19 protein-coding genes are annotated in these 18,407 nt (G+C 43.6%); 13 read left to right on the top strand and 6 right to left on the bottom strand.

All coding sequences use genetic code 11. From position 1 onward, the window contains the following. Positions 1-103 precede the first annotated feature (103 nt). On the top strand, positions 104-493 hold the full coding sequence (locus N6H18_RS10750) for a RidA family protein (protein WP_262308277.1): 390 nt from the start codon (positions 104-106) through the stop codon (positions 491-493). Between the two features lie 237 nt (positions 494-730). On the opposite strand, the gene N6H18_RS10745 is transcribed toward N6H18_RS10750, so the two are convergent. From N6H18_RS10745 to N6H18_RS10735, 3 genes are all read right to left on the bottom strand, one after another. Continuing rightward, positions 731-997 carry a hypothetical protein gene (locus N6H18_RS10745; protein WP_262308276.1) on the bottom strand — a complete coding sequence of 89 codons (267 nt, stop codon included), beginning with the start codon at positions 995-997 and terminating at the stop codon, positions 731-733. After that, on the bottom strand, positions 994-1,398 hold the full coding sequence (locus tag N6H18_RS10740) for a hypothetical protein (RefSeq protein WP_262308275.1): 405 nt from the start codon (positions 1,396-1,398) through the stop codon (positions 994-996). The genes N6H18_RS10745 and N6H18_RS10740 overlap by 4 nt, the downstream gene beginning before the upstream one ends. An 871-nt stretch (positions 1,399-2,269) precedes the next feature. Further along, entirely contained in the window at positions 2,270-2,527 is a 258-nt protein-coding gene (locus N6H18_RS10735) for a BPTI/Kunitz domain-containing protein (protein WP_262308274.1), read from the bottom strand. 170 nt (positions 2,528-2,697) lie between these two features. On the opposite strand from N6H18_RS10735, the gene N6H18_RS10730 reads away from it, so the two are divergent. The 7 genes from N6H18_RS10730 to rlmF all read left to right on the top strand — a co-directional run bounded on the left by N6H18_RS10730 (position 2,698) and on the right by rlmF (position 8,481). After that, positions 2,698-3,576 carry a radical SAM/SPASM domain-containing protein gene (locus tag N6H18_RS10730; RefSeq protein ID WP_262308273.1) on the top strand — a complete coding sequence of 293 codons (879 nt, stop codon included), beginning with the start codon at positions 2,698-2,700 and terminating at the stop codon, positions 3,574-3,576. Between the two features lie 247 nt (positions 3,577-3,823). Continuing rightward, positions 3,824-5,038: a sensor histidine kinase gene (locus N6H18_RS10725; RefSeq protein ID WP_262308272.1), complete on the top strand. Its 1,215-nt coding sequence runs from the start codon at positions 3,824-3,826 to the stop codon at positions 5,036-5,038. 8 nt (positions 5,039-5,046) lie between these two features. After that, complete coding sequence (locus tag N6H18_RS10720; RefSeq protein ID WP_262308271.1) at positions 5,047-5,487, top strand: response regulator; 441 nt, start codon at positions 5,047-5,049, stop codon at positions 5,485-5,487. 165 nt (positions 5,488-5,652) lie between these two features. Further along, complete coding sequence (locus N6H18_RS10715) at positions 5,653-5,826, top strand: SPASM domain-containing protein (RefSeq protein WP_262308270.1); 174 nt, start codon at positions 5,653-5,655, stop codon at positions 5,824-5,826. A 119-nt stretch (positions 5,827-5,945) separates the two neighbouring features. Then, positions 5,946-6,557 (top strand): fumarylacetoacetate hydrolase family protein, encoded by a 612-nt coding sequence (locus N6H18_RS10710; RefSeq protein ID WP_262308269.1) that lies wholly within the window; start codon positions 5,946-5,948, stop codon positions 6,555-6,557. After that, positions 6,557-7,405 (top strand): phospholipase A, encoded by an 849-nt coding sequence (locus N6H18_RS10705; RefSeq protein WP_262308268.1) that lies wholly within the window; start codon positions 6,557-6,559, stop codon positions 7,403-7,405. Before N6H18_RS10710 ends, N6H18_RS10705 begins: the two co-directional genes overlap by 1 nt. Before the next feature lie 155 nt (positions 7,406-7,560). Then, positions 7,561-8,481 (top strand): 23S rRNA (adenine(1618)-N(6))-methyltransferase RlmF, encoded by a 921-nt coding sequence (gene rlmF / locus N6H18_RS10700; protein WP_262308267.1) that lies wholly within the window; start codon positions 7,561-7,563, stop codon positions 8,479-8,481. A 35-nt stretch (positions 8,482-8,516) separates the two neighbouring features. On the opposite strand, the gene N6H18_RS10695 is transcribed toward rlmF, so the two are convergent. Further along, positions 8,517-9,638, bottom strand: a complete 1,122-nt coding sequence (locus N6H18_RS10695) for a DKNYY domain-containing protein (RefSeq protein WP_262308266.1) — start codon at positions 9,636-9,638, stop codon at positions 8,517-8,519. 127 nt (positions 9,639-9,765) lie between these two features. On the opposite strand from N6H18_RS10695, the gene N6H18_RS10690 reads away from it, so the two are divergent. Then, positions 9,766-11,079 carry a DEAD/DEAH box helicase gene (locus N6H18_RS10690; protein ID WP_262308265.1) on the top strand — a complete coding sequence of 438 codons (1,314 nt, stop codon included), beginning with the start codon at positions 9,766-9,768 and terminating at the stop codon, positions 11,077-11,079. A 109-nt stretch (positions 11,080-11,188) separates the two neighbouring features. Here N6H18_RS10690 and N6H18_RS10685 read toward each other — a convergent pair whose 3' ends face one another. Both N6H18_RS10685 and N6H18_RS10680 read right to left on the bottom strand, forming a co-directional pair. Further along, complete coding sequence (locus N6H18_RS10685; RefSeq protein ID WP_262308264.1) at positions 11,189-12,190, bottom strand: DHH family phosphoesterase; 1,002 nt, start codon at positions 12,188-12,190, stop codon at positions 11,189-11,191. A 200-nt stretch (positions 12,191-12,390) separates the two neighbouring features. Beyond that, complete coding sequence (locus N6H18_RS10680; RefSeq protein ID WP_262308263.1) at positions 12,391-13,380, bottom strand: alpha/beta fold hydrolase; 990 nt, start codon at positions 13,378-13,380, stop codon at positions 12,391-12,393. 159 nt (positions 13,381-13,539) lie between these two features. On the opposite strand from N6H18_RS10680, the gene N6H18_RS10675 reads away from it, so the two are divergent. From N6H18_RS10675 to nrfA, 4 genes are all read left to right on the top strand, one after another. Further along, a complete protein-coding gene (locus N6H18_RS10675) occupies positions 13,540-14,682 on the top strand; it encodes a DUF2914 domain-containing protein (protein ID WP_262308262.1) in 1,143 nt (380 codons plus the stop codon). 263 nt (positions 14,683-14,945) lie between these two features. Beyond that, a complete protein-coding gene (locus N6H18_RS10670) occupies positions 14,946-16,262 on the top strand; it encodes an alginate export family protein (RefSeq protein WP_262308261.1) in 1,317 nt (438 codons plus the stop codon). A 15-nt stretch (positions 16,263-16,277) separates the two neighbouring features. Further along, positions 16,278-16,877: a cytochrome c nitrite reductase small subunit gene (gene nrfH, locus N6H18_RS10665; RefSeq protein WP_316044800.1), complete on the top strand. Its 600-nt coding sequence runs from the start codon at positions 16,278-16,280 to the stop codon at positions 16,875-16,877. A 15-nt stretch (positions 16,878-16,892) separates the two neighbouring features. Continuing rightward, positions 16,893-18,404, top strand: coding sequence for an ammonia-forming cytochrome c nitrite reductase (gene nrfA, locus N6H18_RS10660; RefSeq protein ID WP_262308260.1), 1,512 nt, complete (start codon positions 16,893-16,895; stop codon positions 18,402-18,404). Positions 18,405-18,407 lie beyond the last annotated feature (3 nt).

Raw genomic sequence — 18,407 nt, 5'->3', positions numbered from 1 at the left:
TTGCCTAGTCAATATTACAATCAAACAAATGAAAAAGCTAGGTACAGTTTTAACCTTCATGTTATTCACAATGGCCTGTGTCCAGGCGCAAAACAAAAAAACAATGGAAAGAAGAGTAATTAACCCATGGAAATGGCAGGATGATCGTAGTTATGTTCAAGCAGTTGAAGTGACCAATGTGATGAGTACCTTATACGTCTCTGGTCAAACAGCCATCAGTGACGATGGTATTTCGAGTACAGCTGATATGAGAACCCAGCTCAGTGAAGCAATAGCCAATCTAGAAAAAGTCATAGAAGATGCTGGGTACGAATGTGGAAACATTGTACGATTAAATATCTATACTACCTCCTCAGAAGAGCTTTTTTCTTGCTTTGATTTGTTTCAAAATTGGTGCAATCGCCATCATATAAAACAAGCCAGCACCGTGCTAGAAGTACAAGCACTATATGAAACACTAAAAGTAGAATTAGAAGCTACTGTAGTGAAATAAGGGTGAGATCTCACTAAACTCCACTAGGATAGGCAGTGGATCGCATGGCAAATGCTGTACCGTGGTTCTCGTTGAGAGCGAGGACTACGGTAGTTGCTCTGCCGTCAATCTACACCTCTGGTCGTCTCGTCCACTACGACCTTGTCATGACAGGCAGACGCCCTTCTATATTTTGGGTCTTAGTGGATACTAAGACCAATGGTGATTTAAATTTCTAGTCATAGGTCTTGATTAAAATTAATCTTTGTCTTTATTTTCTTCTGGTTGTTCGTTATCCCCACCTTTTTTCGCACGAACAGGCCTTAGTTTAACCTCTGCAGCTCTTCTTAAATACTCGAAATTAAAATCCCCAATAGGATCAGGAAAATGATTAGCACCCTTTTCTACTCTTTTAAAGCGAACAACGTTGTGAAATAAATCTTCCCCTTTAGATGATAGAGTATCATCATCTGATGATTTACCTTGTTTAGATTCCCTCTCATTTTTTTCTTTGTCTTCGCTCATGTTTCGTTTAAGTTTTGGTTGATAAAACTGATAAGTAATAACGTTCCAATAAAGATAGCGAGAATCATAGCCACATTTAATATCCTTATGGATAGACTCCATTTTCTAACAACTTTATTGTAAGCATCATCACTTAGTTCTTGATTAGCCCAAGCCCACGAGTGTGCTTGCATGGAAATGAAATGTCCTAATAAACTAAAACAAATAACTCCAGCGAAAGTACCCCATGCCCACATCAACTGTTGGATGCATATTGCTTTAGATAAGTCGACAATGTCCTTGATAAAAGCGAACGATATGCCTAGGGCACCAGATGCTATAAAAACAATGTTCTTATCAAATTGTTCAATACTGTAGTCTCGTATTTTATTGATCGAATCTTCGTAACTTGACTCACTCATAATCAAACAATATTATATATTTCGTATATTCTCATTTCAAAAAGTAATTGCTACTCTTTCATCTCAAGCTGTTCGAGTATATCCATCATAGATGTCTATCATTGATTCCCCCAAGAATACCCCTTTCCCAGCATAGCGGCAAGTAAGCCTGTCTCAAAGATCAAGATCCATCCTAAAAATACCCAGATATAGGGAGAAGATTCGTGGAGGTAACAGGTGTATTTGCGCTCGGTAACGGTACATCTGCTTGCTTAGAGCCTTGCTATGGGTGGCACCTACAGCATCATCAGGTTCATGGTTGCTTATGAATAACCAAAAAGATATATATCTTTTTTACTTTAGATATATATCTTATTCAAAAATGATATAAGTCTTTTTCAAATAAGATATATATCATTTTTGCTACTTGTGCGGTAACACAAGGCAACTCTACCTTATCAAGCAAGTATAACAAAGGCTAGATGACTCCCGTTGTTGCTTTACCCTGAGCATTGGTATCCGCAAGAGAGTGCAGGAGTTAACAGCAATGAACTAGTTGTTTGAAGTGTTCTGAAAGATAACTTCAAACTCAACCATTATAGGCACACTGCTTTTCATTTCGATGTTTTGGAGTCACTCTGCCGAAGAACTAAAACAACTGAGTAAAACCAGCGAGCAGCAATTTCCCCTGTCACCCTGAGGTTCTCGAAGGGTAAATAGGCAGCTCCGAGGCTTCTGCACCGCCTGTCCGATGGTTCGAGAACCTCACCATGACAGGGAGAGATTCAGGATGACATGATAAGCAGTGTCTCTGACACGGTCGGCAGGCGGGCTCTGCTTTTCATTTTAATGGTGTGGAGTCACCCTGCGGAAGAACTAAAACAACAGGGATTTACATCTCTTCTACTTGTCTATCACAATAGCATCCGTTTTCGCATGCTTCCAAGGTCTCAAATGGCACCTCTCCACCACAGCCACCATAAATGAACGACTTGCATTGTTTTTCTTCTTTGTCGTAATAATACTTCGGGATGTATGCATAGCAAAACCCAGCGTCTGGTGCTAAACTACACTTATCACTTTGCGTACAATCCTCTTTGCATTGTGACAGGACCCCTATCAACAATACAGCTATCATTAATCTGCTCATGGACTTCAGACACCTCCATGTCCCAAATAGTTGTAAACCACTTAACTAGCTAACAAAAATATATCTGCGATGAGTTGAAATATTGCTCCACTATTCTAAATTCGCGCACCCGAAAATTGCATAGGTCTTGTATTCCGAAAAGCGTTTGTCTGGGCTAAAGATGCAACCACATGTTTAAGAGAATCTATTTAGAGATTTCTAATATTTGCAACGTGCAATGTTCGTTTTGTCCTGTCATGGAGAAGGACAAAAAGATCATGAACATCGCCGAGTTCGAAGAGATATTGAAGCAAGTGGCGCCACTTGCGGAGATCATCTGTTTGCACCTATTGGGCGAGCCGCTTGCCCATCCTCAATTTGCTCAAATCCTAGCACTGTGCGATCAATACAACACACAGATCGACCTGACGACCAACGGACTCCTGATCGGTCGTCATAAGGACCTCCTGTTGCATTCGAGCTGTGTGCGTCAAGTCAACTTTTCCTTGCAGGCGTTTAGAGACAATTTTCCAGAGCGGGAATTGGCACCCTATCTCACGCCCATTTTTGAGTTTGTGAAGGAGGCGCAGCACATCAGACCGGCTCTCTACACCAATTTCAGACTATGGAATCAGGACAGCAGCGACTCGGACAACGAAGAGCTATTCACTGCCATCGAATCATACTTTGAGATCAGCATCAACCGCAACATCGAGGTGGGTGCGATCAAATCGAAGAACATCTGGAACAGACTCTATCTACATTTTGATTCGCGTTTCGAGTGGCCTTCTATGGAGCTACCCCTCCAAGGAACCCAAGGTCGCTGCAATGGTGTCCTCAACCACATCGGCATACATGCGGACGGTTCGGTAGTACCCTGTTGTTTGGATCAAAAAGCCATGATCAACCTAGGCAACGTCAAAGAAAAATCCCTGATGGAAATCATCAACAGCGAGCGCTTTACGGCTATGCGCACGGGATTCCTCAATGGCGTCCTGGTGGAAGAATTTTGTCAACACTGTAGTTTCATCAATCGATTCAAGAAGCAGCCCCCTTTGGCCATAGCATAAGAAATATAGCCATCCACTGCTGGTAAATCATAGGGCCAGGTCATGGTGAATATCACGGTCTGGATTCCACTTTTGACGCCATCCTCTACAACAAAAGACCCCAGATCGTACATCTGCACAGTTGACTCCTTTGATTCCTTCTGATCAAAATAAACAATTTAATCTTTCTATAAGTCCCCTTAAATTCATAAATTATTAGCCATCTGCTACTTAAACTATCTAAAAAACACACATAACCACCCACAACTTGACTCCATCTTCCACCCACATCGTACCGATAGATACTAGTTTTGCATCCTGCAACAACACCATGAGCGCACAACCTGTAGTGCAGGTGTCTTCGGTCTCAGATTACTTTTCCAACCTCCTAGATACTTCTGCATGGCCAGCCAGATGGGGTTGTGGACAATGGTCAGAAACCGAAGGTTGGTTCTACATCCTATCCGACCTCACCATCTTTCTATCCTATTCTGCTATTCCAATGCTTCTGATATTCTTTTACTGGAAGTATAAGAAAATCCCATTTGGACGATTTTTTATTCTCTTTGGGGTATTCATATTGGCCTGTGGCTTTACGCATTTGATCGATGTGGTGCTGTTTTGGGAGCCTGTGTATCGCTTGAGTGGATTTGTAAAGTTCTTAACCGCGGTGATTTCGCTCTTTACTGCACTTGCCATGGTTCGCGCCATACCGATCGCGCTGAGCATGAAAACAGAAGCCGACTACCTACGAATCCTAGAATCCAAAGAACTACTCGAAAAAGAAATAGCAAAACGAACCCTCAGTCTATCAGAGACCAACCAAGAACTAGAATCATTCAGTTATTCGGTATCACATGATTTGAGAGCACCCTTGCGCGCCATGCAAGGCTATTCTTCCGCACTATTAGAGGACGTAGGATCAAAACTAGACGAGCAAGAGACCAATTATCTCAAACGTATCATCAGAAACAGCAATAAAATGGGAAAGCTTATTGATGACCTATTGTCATTTAGCCGAATGAGCAGAAGTACTGAAAGCATAGAGATATTTTCATTGGACATGCTGGTCAAAAACATTTTGCTGGATAATTATTTTAAGTTGGATGTAAGTATATTTGAAATAGGCACTTTGGGAAGCATAAAAGGAGACAAGGACATGATCAAACAAGTGTTTGAAAACCTGATCTCCAATGCCGTCAAATACAGTTCGAATGTGGCAGAACCGAAAATCAAGATTTGGTCAGAAAGTGATAAAAAAGACAACATCATTCATATTGAAGATAACGGAATAGGCTTTGACCAGCAATATGAAAACAAACTATACGAAGTGTTTCAAAGACTACACAGCGATTCCGAATTTGAAGGAACCGGTGTAGGTTTGTCGTTATGTAAAAAAATAATAGATCGACACCATGGCACGATCACTGCCAAAGGCGTGATAAACAAGGGCGCTAAATTTACAATTGCATTACCAAAATAATACTACTAATGAACTACGACAATATAGAAATCGTTTTAGTTGAGGACAATCCAGATGATGCAGAATTGACCATGAGGGCTTTGAAATCAATGAAAGTACAAAACAACATTCTTTGGCTCAAAGATGGTGAAGAAGCACTAGATTTCTTCTTTGCCAGGAACAAGTACAGAGAACGAGATCTATCCATCAATCCCAAGGTGGTACTTTTAGACCTAAAGCTACCCAAAGTAAGCGGTCATGAAATATTAAAAGCTATCAAAAGCAGTTCTGACATCAAAAATATTCCTATAGTAATAATGACTTCATCAGAGGAAATTGTAGATCTCAAAGAATGCTACTCAAACGGAGCAAATAGTTATGTGGTCAAACCTATTTCTTTTGAAGATTTTACGCGCGCTACCAAAGACATCAGTCTCTACTGGATGTTGACCAATCAACTGCCTAATTGATACTGCCTGATCAGCAATATGGCATGTAAGTAGATATTATTCTCACACCTCCGTGTTTCCAACCCTACATTAAGTTGTAATTCTCATATCGCAGTCTATTTTTTGACTCATCATAATGACTATCCTCGTGCTCGACATACTCGCACTCGGCTGAGTGGCATCTTGTTGCTAGATCAAAAAGCCATGATCAACCTAGGCAACGTCAAAGAAAAATCCCTGATGGAAATCATCAACAGCGAGCGCTTTACGGCTATGCGCACGGGATTCCTCAATGGCGTCCTAGTGGAAGAATTTTGTCAACACTGTAGTTTCACCAACCGGTTCAGGAAGCAAGCCTGAGTTGGAGCCAGGATATTAAGCCGAGACAATGACCCATCGGTCAATCTAATCCCAGCAATACAATTGTAGTTTACATAGCAAGTCCTATTTTTGTGACTCATCATAAAAAATAGACTACAATGATTATCATCGCCATCGGCAAAAATTATGTCAACAGCGTGGAAGAGATGCCCACGCCAAAGTGGGATCCTATCATCTTCACCAAACCAGAAACAACGATTTTGACTGGTAATGCTCCATTCGAAATCCCAGCGGTCACCAACGATGTGGTGTACGAGGTAGAATTGGCCTACAGAGTGAGTAAAAAAGGAAAAATGATCGCGCAAGAGTCAGCTTTGTCTTATGTAGATGCAGTTGCTCTTTCGATCGATTTCACCGCCAAAGACGTCTTGACCAAAAGCAGAGAAGGCAAAGGTCCGTGGGCATTGGCCAAAGGATTTGATGGAGCTACACCTATTTCAGACTTTATTCCGTTGTCCGAAATCAAGGATACCCATGACATCAATTTCGCATTGGATCTCAACGGCAACAGGGTGCAAACAGGGAATTCATCACTGATGGTGTACACCTTGCCAGAAATCATCGCATACGTGAGTCAGTTTATGACCCTCAATCCAGGAGACATCATTTTGACTGGGACACCTGCACATGGTACAGGTAGCGTCAAGTCAGGAGATCAGTTGGTTGCCAGCTTTGAGGGCAAAAACATCCTGGATTTCAAAGTAGCTTGATGATCAATCAAGGCACCTTCAAACACACTACGATCCTATTCCTGCTGATATTCAGCTTTATATGTCTCTATGAACCTTCGTTGGGCCAGTCCAACGAAGCAATAGAGCGACACTACAAAGACAGCATCCAAAACCTGCCGTCATTTACCATCTATGGAGACAACTACCTGATCACTGGTACCACTCTAGGTGAGCACCCTACTGCTCAAAACAGTGATGCCAAACTGCAGTTTGGATTCAAGCAGCGATTGACCAGACATACTCTCCCAGGCAATACTTTTCTATACTTCACCTACCAGCAGACTTCCCTATGGAATATCTACGAGAAGTCGTATCCATTCAGGGATCATGTCTTTCATCCCAGTTTGGGACTGGGCAAAATGCTATTCAAGGACAAAAAACTGCACGGTGGATTGTGGCTCGCTTTTGAGCATGAGTCCAACGGACGAGGAGGTGATGAATCCCGAGGATGGAACTACATCTCCCTCATGTATATCACCAAACCCATGCAAGACTTGACCGCATCCCTCAAAACCTGGATGCGTGTAGACGACCTCAAAGGCAACGAGGACCTCATGGATTATAAATCCTATTTCGAACTAGGGCTGGGTTATCGGCCACACCCCAAATGGATCTTTCAATCCGAGATCAGAAAATCCTTTACCCCCGACTGGAAAGGCAAACTGATGCTCTCAGCAAGCTGGCGCATCACCGAAAAGGCAGACCAGTTCATCTACCTGCAATATTACAACGGCTATGCAGAATCCTTGCTCAACTATTCCGAACACGTCAACATGCTCAGGATTGGTTTTGCGATCAAAGACCTTAGTTTTTTATTCAAGGGATAAGAAAATTTGAATATGGCTAATGCTGTACCTTTACATTTTACAATGTACCGTTAAACCTGACAGGTTTATTCAATTTCAAAGTAACGAGACTAAGACTTCATTTGCCATATAATGTAAAAAACCTGTCAGGTTTCAATATATCAACACTAGCATAGATGCCTCCAATCAAGAAAGAACGTCCCCAAGAAAAGAGCCAACTGCACCCTCGCAATCTACATCGCGAGCGATACGATTTTGATCGGCTCATCGGGGCTTGTCCTGCATTGAAGGCCTTCGTCAGACCGAATCCTTATGGTGATCTATCCATTGACTTTTTTGATCCAAAGGCTGTCAAGACCCTCAACAAAGCCTTGCTGAGTAGTTATTATCAGATTGAGTACTGGGACATCCCAGATGGCTACCTCTGTCCGCCGATTCCTGGTAGAGCGGATTACATTCATCACATTGCTGATCTGTTGGGGGAGCAATCTACTCCGGTGCGTTGCTTGGATGTGGGTGTGGGTGCAAATTGCGTATATCCTATCATTGGGATTCAAGCCTACGGTTGGTCGTTCGTGGGGGCAGATATAGACTCTCTCGCGATCCGTTCTGCACAGCAGATCATTGATCAAAACAGCGTTCTAAGTGGCAAAATAGAACTAAGACTGCAATCCAACGCTCGTTCCATATTCACAGGGATCATCCAAAAAGATGAAAGGTTTGACTTGACAATGTGCAATCCCCCTTTTCACGCTTCGCAAGCTGCAGCGCAAGCGGGATCGACCCGCAAACTCCAAAACCTGAAGCGCAAAAAAGTAAAGAAGACCGTCCTCAACTTCGGAGGACAATCCAACGAACTCTGGTGCGAAGGAGGTGAAGAAAGATTCGTCCGAGACATGATCGAGGAGAGTAAGCAGTTCGCAAAGTCTTGCCGTTGGTTCTCCACCCTGATCTCCAAACAAGCTCATCTCAAGAATGCATATTGGTTGCTCGACAAAGCAGGAGCCGTCACCGTCAAAACCATCCCCATGGGACAAGGCAACAAAACCAGCCGCATACTCGCCTGGAGCTTCCGCACTCCTGCGGTAAAAGAATAAATTAAAGAGGTTACTTAAAGTCTCGTGAATAAGGGCTAATCCTCCCTGATCTCGCCTCCTACATAGCGATGATTTTTGTCTCTATAGATGAACCCGTCCTTGTCCGCAGGGCCGAAAGTGGCTACATCAGCCATCGGCATTTTTTCACCACGGTGGTAGACAAAATCCTTGTCATGGGCATAGAGGTTGTACTTGTACAAGACAAAGCTAGCAGGATCGGCTCCTTCGATCACTTTTCCGCAGAAATAGACACGATTCGCATCCTTGGCATAGGAGTTCCAGTCGCCCTTCATCACGAAAAAGGTGGATTGATCTACTCCCTTGATTGGCTCTCCATCATAGATCACTTGGTCATCAAAAATCAGGTAGTCTTCACGGTCAATTCGGCAATTGTCCAGACTGCGGTACGAAAAGCGTCTCAATCTATCCACCTGCTCACCGTCCTTCCACTCTTGAAAGTCGTAGATAAAATCTTTGTCCACCACATAGCGAGCATCCAGTTTTTTACAGCTCGCTGCATCTATGTCTGAGGGCAATAAGATGTCATTCTTGCGCAGATAAACTTTGTCTTTGTCCTTGCAGAAGTTGTCATTGACGATTTCAAAACTGTCGTAATCCACGGCGATGATCCGATAGTTGTAGAACCAGTTTTGAGCATCTCTCGCCCAGTCTCTGTCCAGTTCCTGATATGATTTAGGATCGGCTCCCTCGATTACATAGAGCTGCTTATCCGTCATGATTTGTTCGCTCAGGTCGTAAGGCATGTAATCCACGGGGATATACACATGGTATTGATCAAAGATCGTATAATCTCTGATTTCTATCGTAGCAGCATCTAATTCCGAATCGATGGCGTGTTCCTTAAAATAGACGTGATTCTTATCCCTGGCAAAGTCCCTTTCTAGCACCTCAAAGCTTGCGACATCCGCATTCATCTTGGTATTGCCCAGTTCAAACCAGTTGCCCATCGGACTGTATTGGATGTCGCTCTTACGCTTGTTGTAATAGTAATTGCCTGAGAGTTCCTCATTGACTACTCCTGAAAAAGGACTGCATGCCTGTGCTATGAGTGACAAAACAGCCAAAAACAAATACGCCAGTGGGGAGTGTTCCTTTTGTGAAACTTTGTGAACCATGGCGTTGAGTAATAAGATCATAACAATCAAGCTGATATAAGGATGGTTGAAAACAAATTCCATGGCTCGAAAATAGAACAGTAAAGTATTTAATCATCAATATAATGAAGGTTTCTCCACAGCGACATATTTAGAATACCTTTGCCACATGTCAGGAAGAATCAAAGACCAACAAGCCATCCTAGAAAAACTGGGGATCGAAAAACTCAACCCTATGCAAGAGGATGCACATCAAGCCATCTCTCAGCACCCAGAGGTTGTCCTCCTCTCTCCCACTGGTACGGGCAAGACTCTGGCATTTCTCCTGCCAATCATCACTGCGTTGGATCCAGCCTCTGATATGGTTCAGGTATTGATTTTGGTTCCATCCCGAGAGCTCGCCATCCAGATCGAGCAAGTGATCCGTGAGATGGGCAGCGGATTCAAAACCAATGCTGTCTATGGCGGACGTGCAGGCTCCAAGGACAAAATAGACCTGAAACACGCCCCGGCCATCCTCGTAGGTACGCCCGGCAGAATCGCCGATCATTTCCGACGCGAAACCATCAACATCGATGGCATCAAGACCCTCGTGCTCGATGAGTTTGACAAGTCGCTGGAGGTGGGATTCGAAACAGAAATGAGAGAAATCGTGGAGTCACTCCGCTACCTCGACAAGAAAATATTGACCTCCGCTACCCAGAAATCAGAGATTCCGCATTTCGTGGGGATCAGAGAGCCCAAACTACTCAACTACCTCGGAGAAGCCACAAGCCAACTACAAATCCGTACAGTAGTCTCCGCTTCATCCAACAAACTAGAAACACTGATCCAGTTGATTGGGCATCTTGGAGACAAAAACGGCATCATCTTTTGCAGTCTGAAAGACACGATTCAGGACGTGTCAGATTACTTGGAGGACAGACACATTGGGCATGCCTGCTTCTACGGAGGATTGGAGCAGATTGATCGAGAACGCGCCTTGATTAAGTTTCGCAACGGGACGCATCGTCTATTGATCGCTACTGATTTAGCAGCGAGAGGCATTGATGTACCCGAGCTTGACTTCATCATTCACTATGAACTGCCCTATAAAAAGGAAGAGTTTACGCACAGAAATGGACGAACTGCACGTATGAACAGCAACGGGACGGCTTACATCCTACAGGGCAAAAAAGAAAGCCTGTCTGATTTCGCACAAGGTGCAGAGATAGAAGAAATCCGCAAAGACATGACTCCATCCTTGAGCAACTGGGAAACGCTGTTCATCTCAGGAGGACGAAAAGACAAAATCTCTAAAGGAGACATTGCAGGTTTATTCTTCAAGCAAGGCGCCTTGCAAAAAGATGAACTCGGTACCATCGAACTCAAGTCCGACTGTGCCTTCGTGGCAGTACATCGCAGCAAAGTACGTCAGCTCGTCAAAGACCTCAACAACAGCAAACTCAAATCCAAGAAAGTGAGAATTAGTCTGCTAGAGTAAGATAGAGTCAAGGTTCAAGAACCAAGAACCAAGATTCAAGACTAAAAAACTAGAAAACCAGTTAACTAGCTGAACCAGAAAACCAGTTAAACCAGTTAAACCAGTTAAACTAGTTAGAAAAATAGCTTGGAATCAACCCCTTGATCTTCTCTAAGGTCTCAGTCACGGACAATTCGCTCATACCTCCTGCAGCGTTAGCATGACCTCCTCCATCGAAATGCTCTGCTGCCAATACATTGACTGGGTTTTCTTGGCCTTTGGAGCGGAATGAGATTTTGATCATCCCATCACGCTCAGAAAACACGATGGCAGCCTTCATGCCTTTAATTGACAAGGCTAGGTTCGCCAAGTTGTCCGTGTCACCTTTTTGGTACTGGTATCTTTCCAGCTCTTCTTTCGACAAGGGGATAATGGCTACATGGTAATCTTCCATGATTTCCAACTTTTCGCTCATTGCGAATCCTTGCAGACGCAAACGGCTAGCCGTATTGTTATCATTGAGTACCTCATGGATCAAGTGATGCTTCACCCCTGCACTCAAGAGCATCGCGAGTAACTCATGTGTTCGAGCTTGCACAGATGGGAATCTAAAGCTCCCCGTATCTGTCAATATACCGAGATACAAAGGCGTACCGATATGTTCATCCAACAGGTCTCTATGCCCTGATTCTACAATCAATTCTACAATCAGCTGAGCTGTAGAGGATGCTGTAGTATCAGAAACCGCCAAAGTAGGAAAGTCCTGTGGATCAAGATGGTGATCAATCATGATCGTCTGGCAAGTGGCAGCCTCTAACAGCACCTGCATGTCTGCCCCTATCCGATCCGTACCATTATAGTCCAAACAGAATATCAAATCTGCTTGCTGAAAAGCAGCAGTGACCTCCGCTGGTTGATCCGTCATCAACAAAATCGCTGACGAATCCAACCAAGACAAAAACTCAGGTGCTACATCTGGGTGACAAATCACAGCCTTCTTACCCAGCTTTTCGATAAAGCGCAACAAACCCAGCGAACTACCAATAGAATCCCCATCGGGTGACTTGTGAGAGGTGATGACAATATGAGATGCATTGAGGATTTCGGTGGTAATCTGCTGATATATATTCATGATAACGTACTAACTGTGCTGTTTTTATTAGCCCACGAAGGTACGAAAGTATTTGAGATGAAGTGAACTGGTTTTCTGGTTGGACTGGTTTTCTGGTTCAGCTAGTTAACTGGTTTTCTAGTTTTCTGGTTCAACTAGTTTTCTAGTCTTGAATCTTGGTTCTTGAATCTTGGTTCTTGAATCTTGGTTCTTGAATCTAATTACTCAATACTATTCGCCTTCAAAAACTCCAACATCCACTTGTTGACTATTTTGGGTTGATCCATAGATAGGAAGTGTCCTGCATCTTTGATGGTACCTGTTTCTACTTTGGGTAGCAATTCCTTGGCGTTTTCTAGGCTCTTTTCTTTGTTGACGATATCCTGATCTCCTATCAACACCAAAATGGGCATGGTCAATGATTTCAATTCATCATCCGAAAAGGGTGTCATCTTAAACATCAACAAGCGCTTTTCTGCAATCTGTGTCGCGATGAAATACTGATCAATATAGGCCTGCTCCATCTCATCTACCTGGGTGGACATGGTCGACAAGACGTCTCGCAAATCTTCTCGCTTAGGTGCTATTGAGTAGGTAATATTGTGGCTCATCTTCAACCCTGGTGGAATCCAAATGAAAGTCTGCAAAGGACTCAATAAAATCAAACGCTTGACCCGAGATTCCTGACGAAGGGCATTCCTCACAGCCAACCATCCTCCTTCGGATGCACCAATCAGGCTAAACTCCTCTAGTTTCAATCCTTCAAACACCTCATGGTACCAGTTCATCAGGTCGTCCATGTCTCCGATTTCTTTGTTCATCTGAGACTTGCCAGGTTCGAGCAGATAGTCTATGGCATACACCCTATAGTGCTGAGACAACGCCTTTACATTAGGATACCACATCGTGGAGCTGGCATTCATTCCGTGCAGCAGCACCAATGGCTCTCCGCTTTTAGGACCACTGACGATGACATGTGCTTTGCCATGACTGGTCGGGACATGCACTTCGTGATAGGGTGTATTCCAGAGTGAAAGTGTTTGATTATAGGCTTGGTAATATTCCTTGTCTTCGGATTTTACTTCTTCCTCATATTTCCCGAACTCTTCGTCCAACTCCTGCTGGATTTTGGTTGGGTCATAAGAACTCCCCTTTCCCCAGTCACAACTATTCAACATCAACACAAGAACCACTACGACGATTTGCTTCATATAATTTTAAAATTGGGATGAATGTATAAAGGTATGCTTTTTGGATATTAGTAATTAGACGTTAGTATTTAGATTTGGATGCTAGGTTATTGTCTAAAACCTAAATACTATCAATCTAGCGTCTAAAAAAAGTAGCTTCACGACAAATAGCGTGTAAGTGTGAAGCAACAACATGTAGAGAACGGTATGAGAAAAACATTGGCAAGGTTCAAGGATAGTGCATTTCGAAGATTTATCGGCAGACATCAAAAATACGCTCCTGTTGTGTTTTTTATAGGTGGTTTCATTTTTGATTCATTGACACTGGGACGCATTGATCGACTATATGATCTCTTTGTATTGTGCTCACACATGACCTGCCTCACCGCTACGCTATACTTGTACAATTTGGCAGAGGATGGCAAATGGAAAAACACCTTCCTTGAGCGGTTTGAAGTCTACTTTCCCTTGGCGATTCAGTTTTTCTTTGGAGCATTGTCTAGTGCCTATGTGGTTTATTTTTCTCGGAGTGTCTCCTTGTCTAGGACCGTCTACTTTTTCATTATTCTTGTGGCACTACTGGTTGCCAATGAGTTCCTCAAAAAAAGAATCTCCAACAAGTACCTACAGTTTGGAGTCTATTCCTTCATCAGTTTTACGTTTTTTGCTTTTATGATCCCTGTATTCATCAAAGAATTGAGTACAGCTATCTTCGCCTATTCGGGTCTCATCAGCCTGGGGTGCACACTGGTACTAATTGGTTTGATCTATGCCATGAGTCCAAGCACACGAGCTGAGATACGCAAGAGAAAATTGATCGGGATCGTGTTGGCAGTCTATGGTACGATCGCCCTGTTTTACTATTTCAAACTGATTCCACCCGTACCTCTGGCACTGAGCAACGGCATAGTTGCCCACAGCATCCAAGTCGAAAACGACCAATACCTCGTCACCTATGAGACCGACGAGTGGCATTTGTTTTGGCGCAAGCACAGGTTAAAATTCATTCTCAAACCCCATGAAAACGTGTACATTTTCTCCTCCATATTTGCACCGACTAGTTTAAAAAAGTCAATTTTCCATCGATGGAAAAGATACAACTCAGAGACAAGAGAATGGGTATTGATCGAAGACATAGGGTTCAACATCACGGGTGGTAGAGACGGTGGCTACCGCGGCTACACCTACAAAAACAACCTATGGAACGGCACCTGGCAAGTAGAAGTCCTCACAGAAGAAGGACTCGTGCTAGGTGTGATTGATTTTGAAATCATCCTCAGCTCCACACTACAACCCAAGAGACTGGTGATGGAGAAATTTTAGCATCTCAAAAAGTCTCAACTGAAATACCCTTGCAACCGAACCATAATATCACCCTTACTCCCTAAGCTTACACGGGCTTCTGTCTTACAACCTAATCTATGTAGCAGGTTCAACCTATTTACGAAGCTCGTAGAGACTGTCTCAATACATGATCCTCTCTACCCTTCCTTTGTTCCGAAATATGAATTTTATCAGGTTTTAATATTTGCTATTGTACATGGGTTAGCTGTACTTTTAAGTTAGAATCGGATCAAACGCTAATCATGACTAAACATTACTGCCTGTTGCTGCTTACAGTTCTATTAAGCTTTCATTCTTCTCATGCCCAGTTTACCATAGACGCTCAACTCAGACCAAGAACAGAGTTTAGAAATGGTTCCAAAGAATTGAACGATCCAGATGTAGAGCCTGCCCTATATACCGAGCAAAGAACCAGACTATACGTGGGTTTTATGCAGGACAAATATGAAATCAAAGTCACCGTACAAGATGTACGGATGTGGGGTACTACCAGTCAGCCATACAAGGCTGATCCTAACAACAGCGTTCATTTGTCTGAAGCTTGGGGGATGTATCATTTTTCAGATGATTTTTCTTTCAAAATGGGGAGAATGCCAATCGCTTATCACAATGAGCGATTCTTTGGCGCCTCCAACTGGCAACCACAGGGTAGAAGTCACGATGCATTGCTCCTGATGTATCACAAGAATGACCTTGGACTAAAGGCTGACCTAGGTTTGGCATTCAATCAAAATGGGTTCGAACCTACCCTAGTACAAAGCACCTTCTATACAGGTATTGTCAACTACAAGTACATGCAGTACATCTGGCTGACCAAGGATTTTGACAAGCTGTCTGTCAATGCCATGTTTGTGAACAATGGCTACCAACAGGCCGCGGACTCCGTCACCGCCAACTTACAGAATTATGCGGTGATGCTGGATTATAAAATCAATGACAAACTGCAGCTAGGTGGAGAAGCCTATTATCAAGGAGGAAAAAATGTAGTGAATGCGGATGTTTCGGCGACCATGTTGGGAGGATACTTGACCTACAAGACCGATTTTGCGCCATTTACCTTGGGAGTGGATTATATGTCTGGTACTGGATATGGCAGTACTTCAGATCACTCATTTACTCCATTGTTTGGTTCCAATCACAAGTTTTATGGGTATATGGATTATTTTTATCTGGCCAACCCTCATCGCTTGCAGGGTGAAACTTACGGTACAGGATTGGTAGATATTTATTTGTTGAGTGATTGGAAACTCAATGAGAATTGGGCTTTGAAAGTTAACCTTCATGAGTTTTTGAGCCCTGTGGATATCGTGGATGTCAACGATGTGAGTCGCCAATATTCTAGTACCCTAGGCACTGAAGTAGATTTGGTAATGGCCTGGAAGTTGGACAAGGCAGTGACAATCAATCTGGGGTATTCTCAGATGTTTGCTACGGAATCCATGGAGCAGATCAAAGGTTTCGTGACTGGCTACAATGGAGATGCTTCTGCTTGGAACAACTGGGCTTGGTTGATGGTGGATTTTCATCCTCAACTTTTTAAATCCGAAAAAAACAACTAACCAAATGACCTAAATGTGAGCTTCCTGAAAAGAATAACACCACCCGATCAATGGATTGTGCCAGTTACCTTGGTATGTGGCCTCATGGCAGGTTTGGGTTTTTATGTCCTCAGAGTCTCCAACGCAGTTTCTTACTTATCGGATGATCCAAAAGCCTGCATCAATTGTCATGTGATGACACCTGAGTACATCACTTGGGATCATAGCTCACACCAGAGTGTGACCGTGTGCAACGATTGTCATGTACCACACAACAACGTGGTAAACAAGTACTACTTCAAAGCCATGGATGGTCTCTATCATGCCTCCATCTATACGATGAGGATGGAACCCCAAACGATCACCATGAGAGAGCCTTCCCAACATGTAGTCCAAAACAATTGTATCAGATGCCACATGGATCAAGTCACAGATGCCAAAATGAGCGCTTGGGTAGAAAATCACGAACAAAATAGAACCAGCAGAGCATGCTGGGAATGCCATAGAGAAACCCCACATGGCAGAGTCAAAAGCCTAGCAGCAATCGGTGCTTTTATCGAGCCCCTGTCCGTCCGTCAGCAACAAAAGGAGTTTGTGCCTGATTGGATCAAACAACAATTAAAATCTTCCAAATAACCAAATCCACTGACCATGGCCTCTATCAAAAAACGACACGTCCTATTATTCTTTGCCACTGCAGTCGCGGCTTTTTTGCTGAGCTTGCTGGCCAACAGCATTATCAGCAGAAAAACGGAATCAAAATTTGCTTATCAACCTATGGTGCAGTTGGCGGACAACGAACCGCGTAACCAAGTTTGGGGAGAAAATTTTCCGAGACAGTACCAATCCTTTTTGAAAACCAAGGATACGACCTTTCAGAGCTACCAAGGTGGGAGCAAAATGGTTGACATGTTGGACAAAGACCCAAGACTCGTCATATTATGGGCTGGATATGCATTTTCCAAAGAATACAATGCCCCTAGAGGTCATTATTATGCAGTAGATGACATACGAAATATCCTAAGAACTGGCGCACCTACTGGCCCTGGGACAGGTCCAATGCCAAGTACATGCTGGACATGCAAGAGTCCAGATGTCCCACGATTGATGAATGAGATCGGCATTGACGAATTTTATAGTGGTAAATGGGCCGACAAAGGGTCTGAAGTAGTCAACGCCATCGGTTGTGCTGACTGTCACAATCCTGAGACGATGAGTTTGCGAATCACTCGCCCGGCATTGATAGAGGCCTTTGAAGCGATGGGCAAAGACATCAACGAATCTAGTCACCAAGAGATGAGGTCTCTGGTATGTGCGCAGTGCCACGTAGAGTACTATTTCAACAAAGACCTGCCTGGCAAAGAAGGTGTGCCCTACTTGGTGTTCCCATGGAGAGATGGAATGACGGTGGAGGCAATGGAAGGATACTATGATGAGATTAACTTTAGCGATTGGACTCATGCCGTCAGCAAAGCACCTATGCTCAAAGCTCAGCACCCAGGCTATGAAATATACAGCACTGGCATCCATGCCAAGCGTGGTGTATCCTGTGCGGATTGCCACATGCCCTACACCTCAGAAGGTGGACAGAAGTTCACCGATCACCATATTCAATCACCCCTCAACAATGTCACCAACTCTTGTCAGGTATGCCACAGACAGGACAAAGAAGATTTGGTAGCAGATGTCTATACAAGACAACAAAAGATTGGTGAAAACATGGAGAAGTTGGAGAAAGTTTTAGTTCGTTTGCATTTGGAAGCGGGTAAGGCTTGGGAGCTCGGTGCTAGCGAAGAAAATATGAAGGAAATCCTGCAAGATATTCGTCATGCACAGTGGAGATGGGACTATGCAGTAGCGTCCCATGGGGCTTCATTTCACTCACCAGTAGAGGTGGGTAGGGTGGTAAGTTCTGCGATGGAAGTCGCCGAAGAAGGGAGACTCAAATTGGCCAGATTGCTGGCAACTTTGGGTTTCAATCAGGAACTGCCATACCCGGATATTTCCACAAAGGCCAAAGCGCAGCAATTGATGGGTATCGATCGTGCAGCCTTGGAAAAAGAGAAGGAAGAGTTTAAAAAGAACATTATTCCTAAGTGGCTAGAAGAAGCTAAGAAACGTGAGGAAAATATGGGGATGAAAAAAGCCGTCTCCATGAAGTAAGGA

It is taken from the genome of Reichenbachiella agarivorans (assembly GCF_025502585.1).
Lineage (GTDB): Bacteria > Bacteroidota > Bacteroidia > Cytophagales > Cyclobacteriaceae > Reichenbachiella > Reichenbachiella agarivorans.
The sequence above is the reverse complement of the archived record's forward strand: the minus strand, read 5'-3'. Positions and strand labels throughout refer to the sequence as shown.

Excerpts from the sequence above, each read along its gene's own strand:
- N6H18_RS10750 (WP_262308277.1), top strand. The coding sequence starts at position 104 with ATGGAAAGAAGAGTAATTAACCCATGGAAATGGCAGGATGATCGTAGT.
- N6H18_RS10745 (WP_262308276.1), bottom strand. The coding sequence starts at position 997 with ATGAGCGAAGACAAAGAAAAAAATGAGAGGGAATCTAAACAAGGTAAA.
- N6H18_RS10740 (WP_262308275.1), bottom strand. The coding sequence starts at position 1,398 with ATGAGTGAGTCAAGTTACGAAGATTCGATCAATAAAATACGAGACTAC.
- N6H18_RS10735 (WP_262308274.1), bottom strand. The coding sequence starts at position 2,527 with ATGAGCAGATTAATGATAGCTGTATTGTTGATAGGGGTCCTGTCACAA.
- N6H18_RS10730 (WP_262308273.1), top strand. The coding sequence starts at position 2,698 with ATGTTTAAGAGAATCTATTTAGAGATTTCTAATATTTGCAACGTGCAA.
- N6H18_RS10720 (WP_262308271.1), top strand. The coding sequence starts at position 5,047 with ATGAACTACGACAATATAGAAATCGTTTTAGTTGAGGACAATCCAGAT.
- N6H18_RS10710 (WP_262308269.1), top strand. The coding sequence starts at position 5,946 with ATGATTATCATCGCCATCGGCAAAAATTATGTCAACAGCGTGGAAGAG.
- N6H18_RS10705 (WP_262308268.1), top strand. The coding sequence starts at position 6,557 with ATGATCAATCAAGGCACCTTCAAACACACTACGATCCTATTCCTGCTG.
- rlmF (WP_262308267.1), top strand. The coding sequence starts at position 7,561 with ATGCCTCCAATCAAGAAAGAACGTCCCCAAGAAAAGAGCCAACTGCAC.
- N6H18_RS10695 (WP_262308266.1), bottom strand. The coding sequence starts at position 9,638 with ATGATCTTATTACTCAACGCCATGGTTCACAAAGTTTCACAAAAGGAA.
- N6H18_RS10690 (WP_262308265.1), top strand. The coding sequence starts at position 9,766 with ATGTCAGGAAGAATCAAAGACCAACAAGCCATCCTAGAAAAACTGGGG.
- N6H18_RS10685 (WP_262308264.1), bottom strand. The coding sequence starts at position 12,190 with ATGAATATATATCAGCAGATTACCACCGAAATCCTCAATGCATCTCAT.
- N6H18_RS10680 (WP_262308263.1), bottom strand. The coding sequence starts at position 13,380 with ATGAAGCAAATCGTCGTAGTGGTTCTTGTGTTGATGTTGAATAGTTGT.
- N6H18_RS10670 (WP_262308261.1), top strand. The coding sequence starts at position 14,946 with ATGACTAAACATTACTGCCTGTTGCTGCTTACAGTTCTATTAAGCTTT.
- nrfA (WP_262308260.1), top strand. The coding sequence starts at position 16,893 with ATGGCCTCTATCAAAAAACGACACGTCCTATTATTCTTTGCCACTGCA.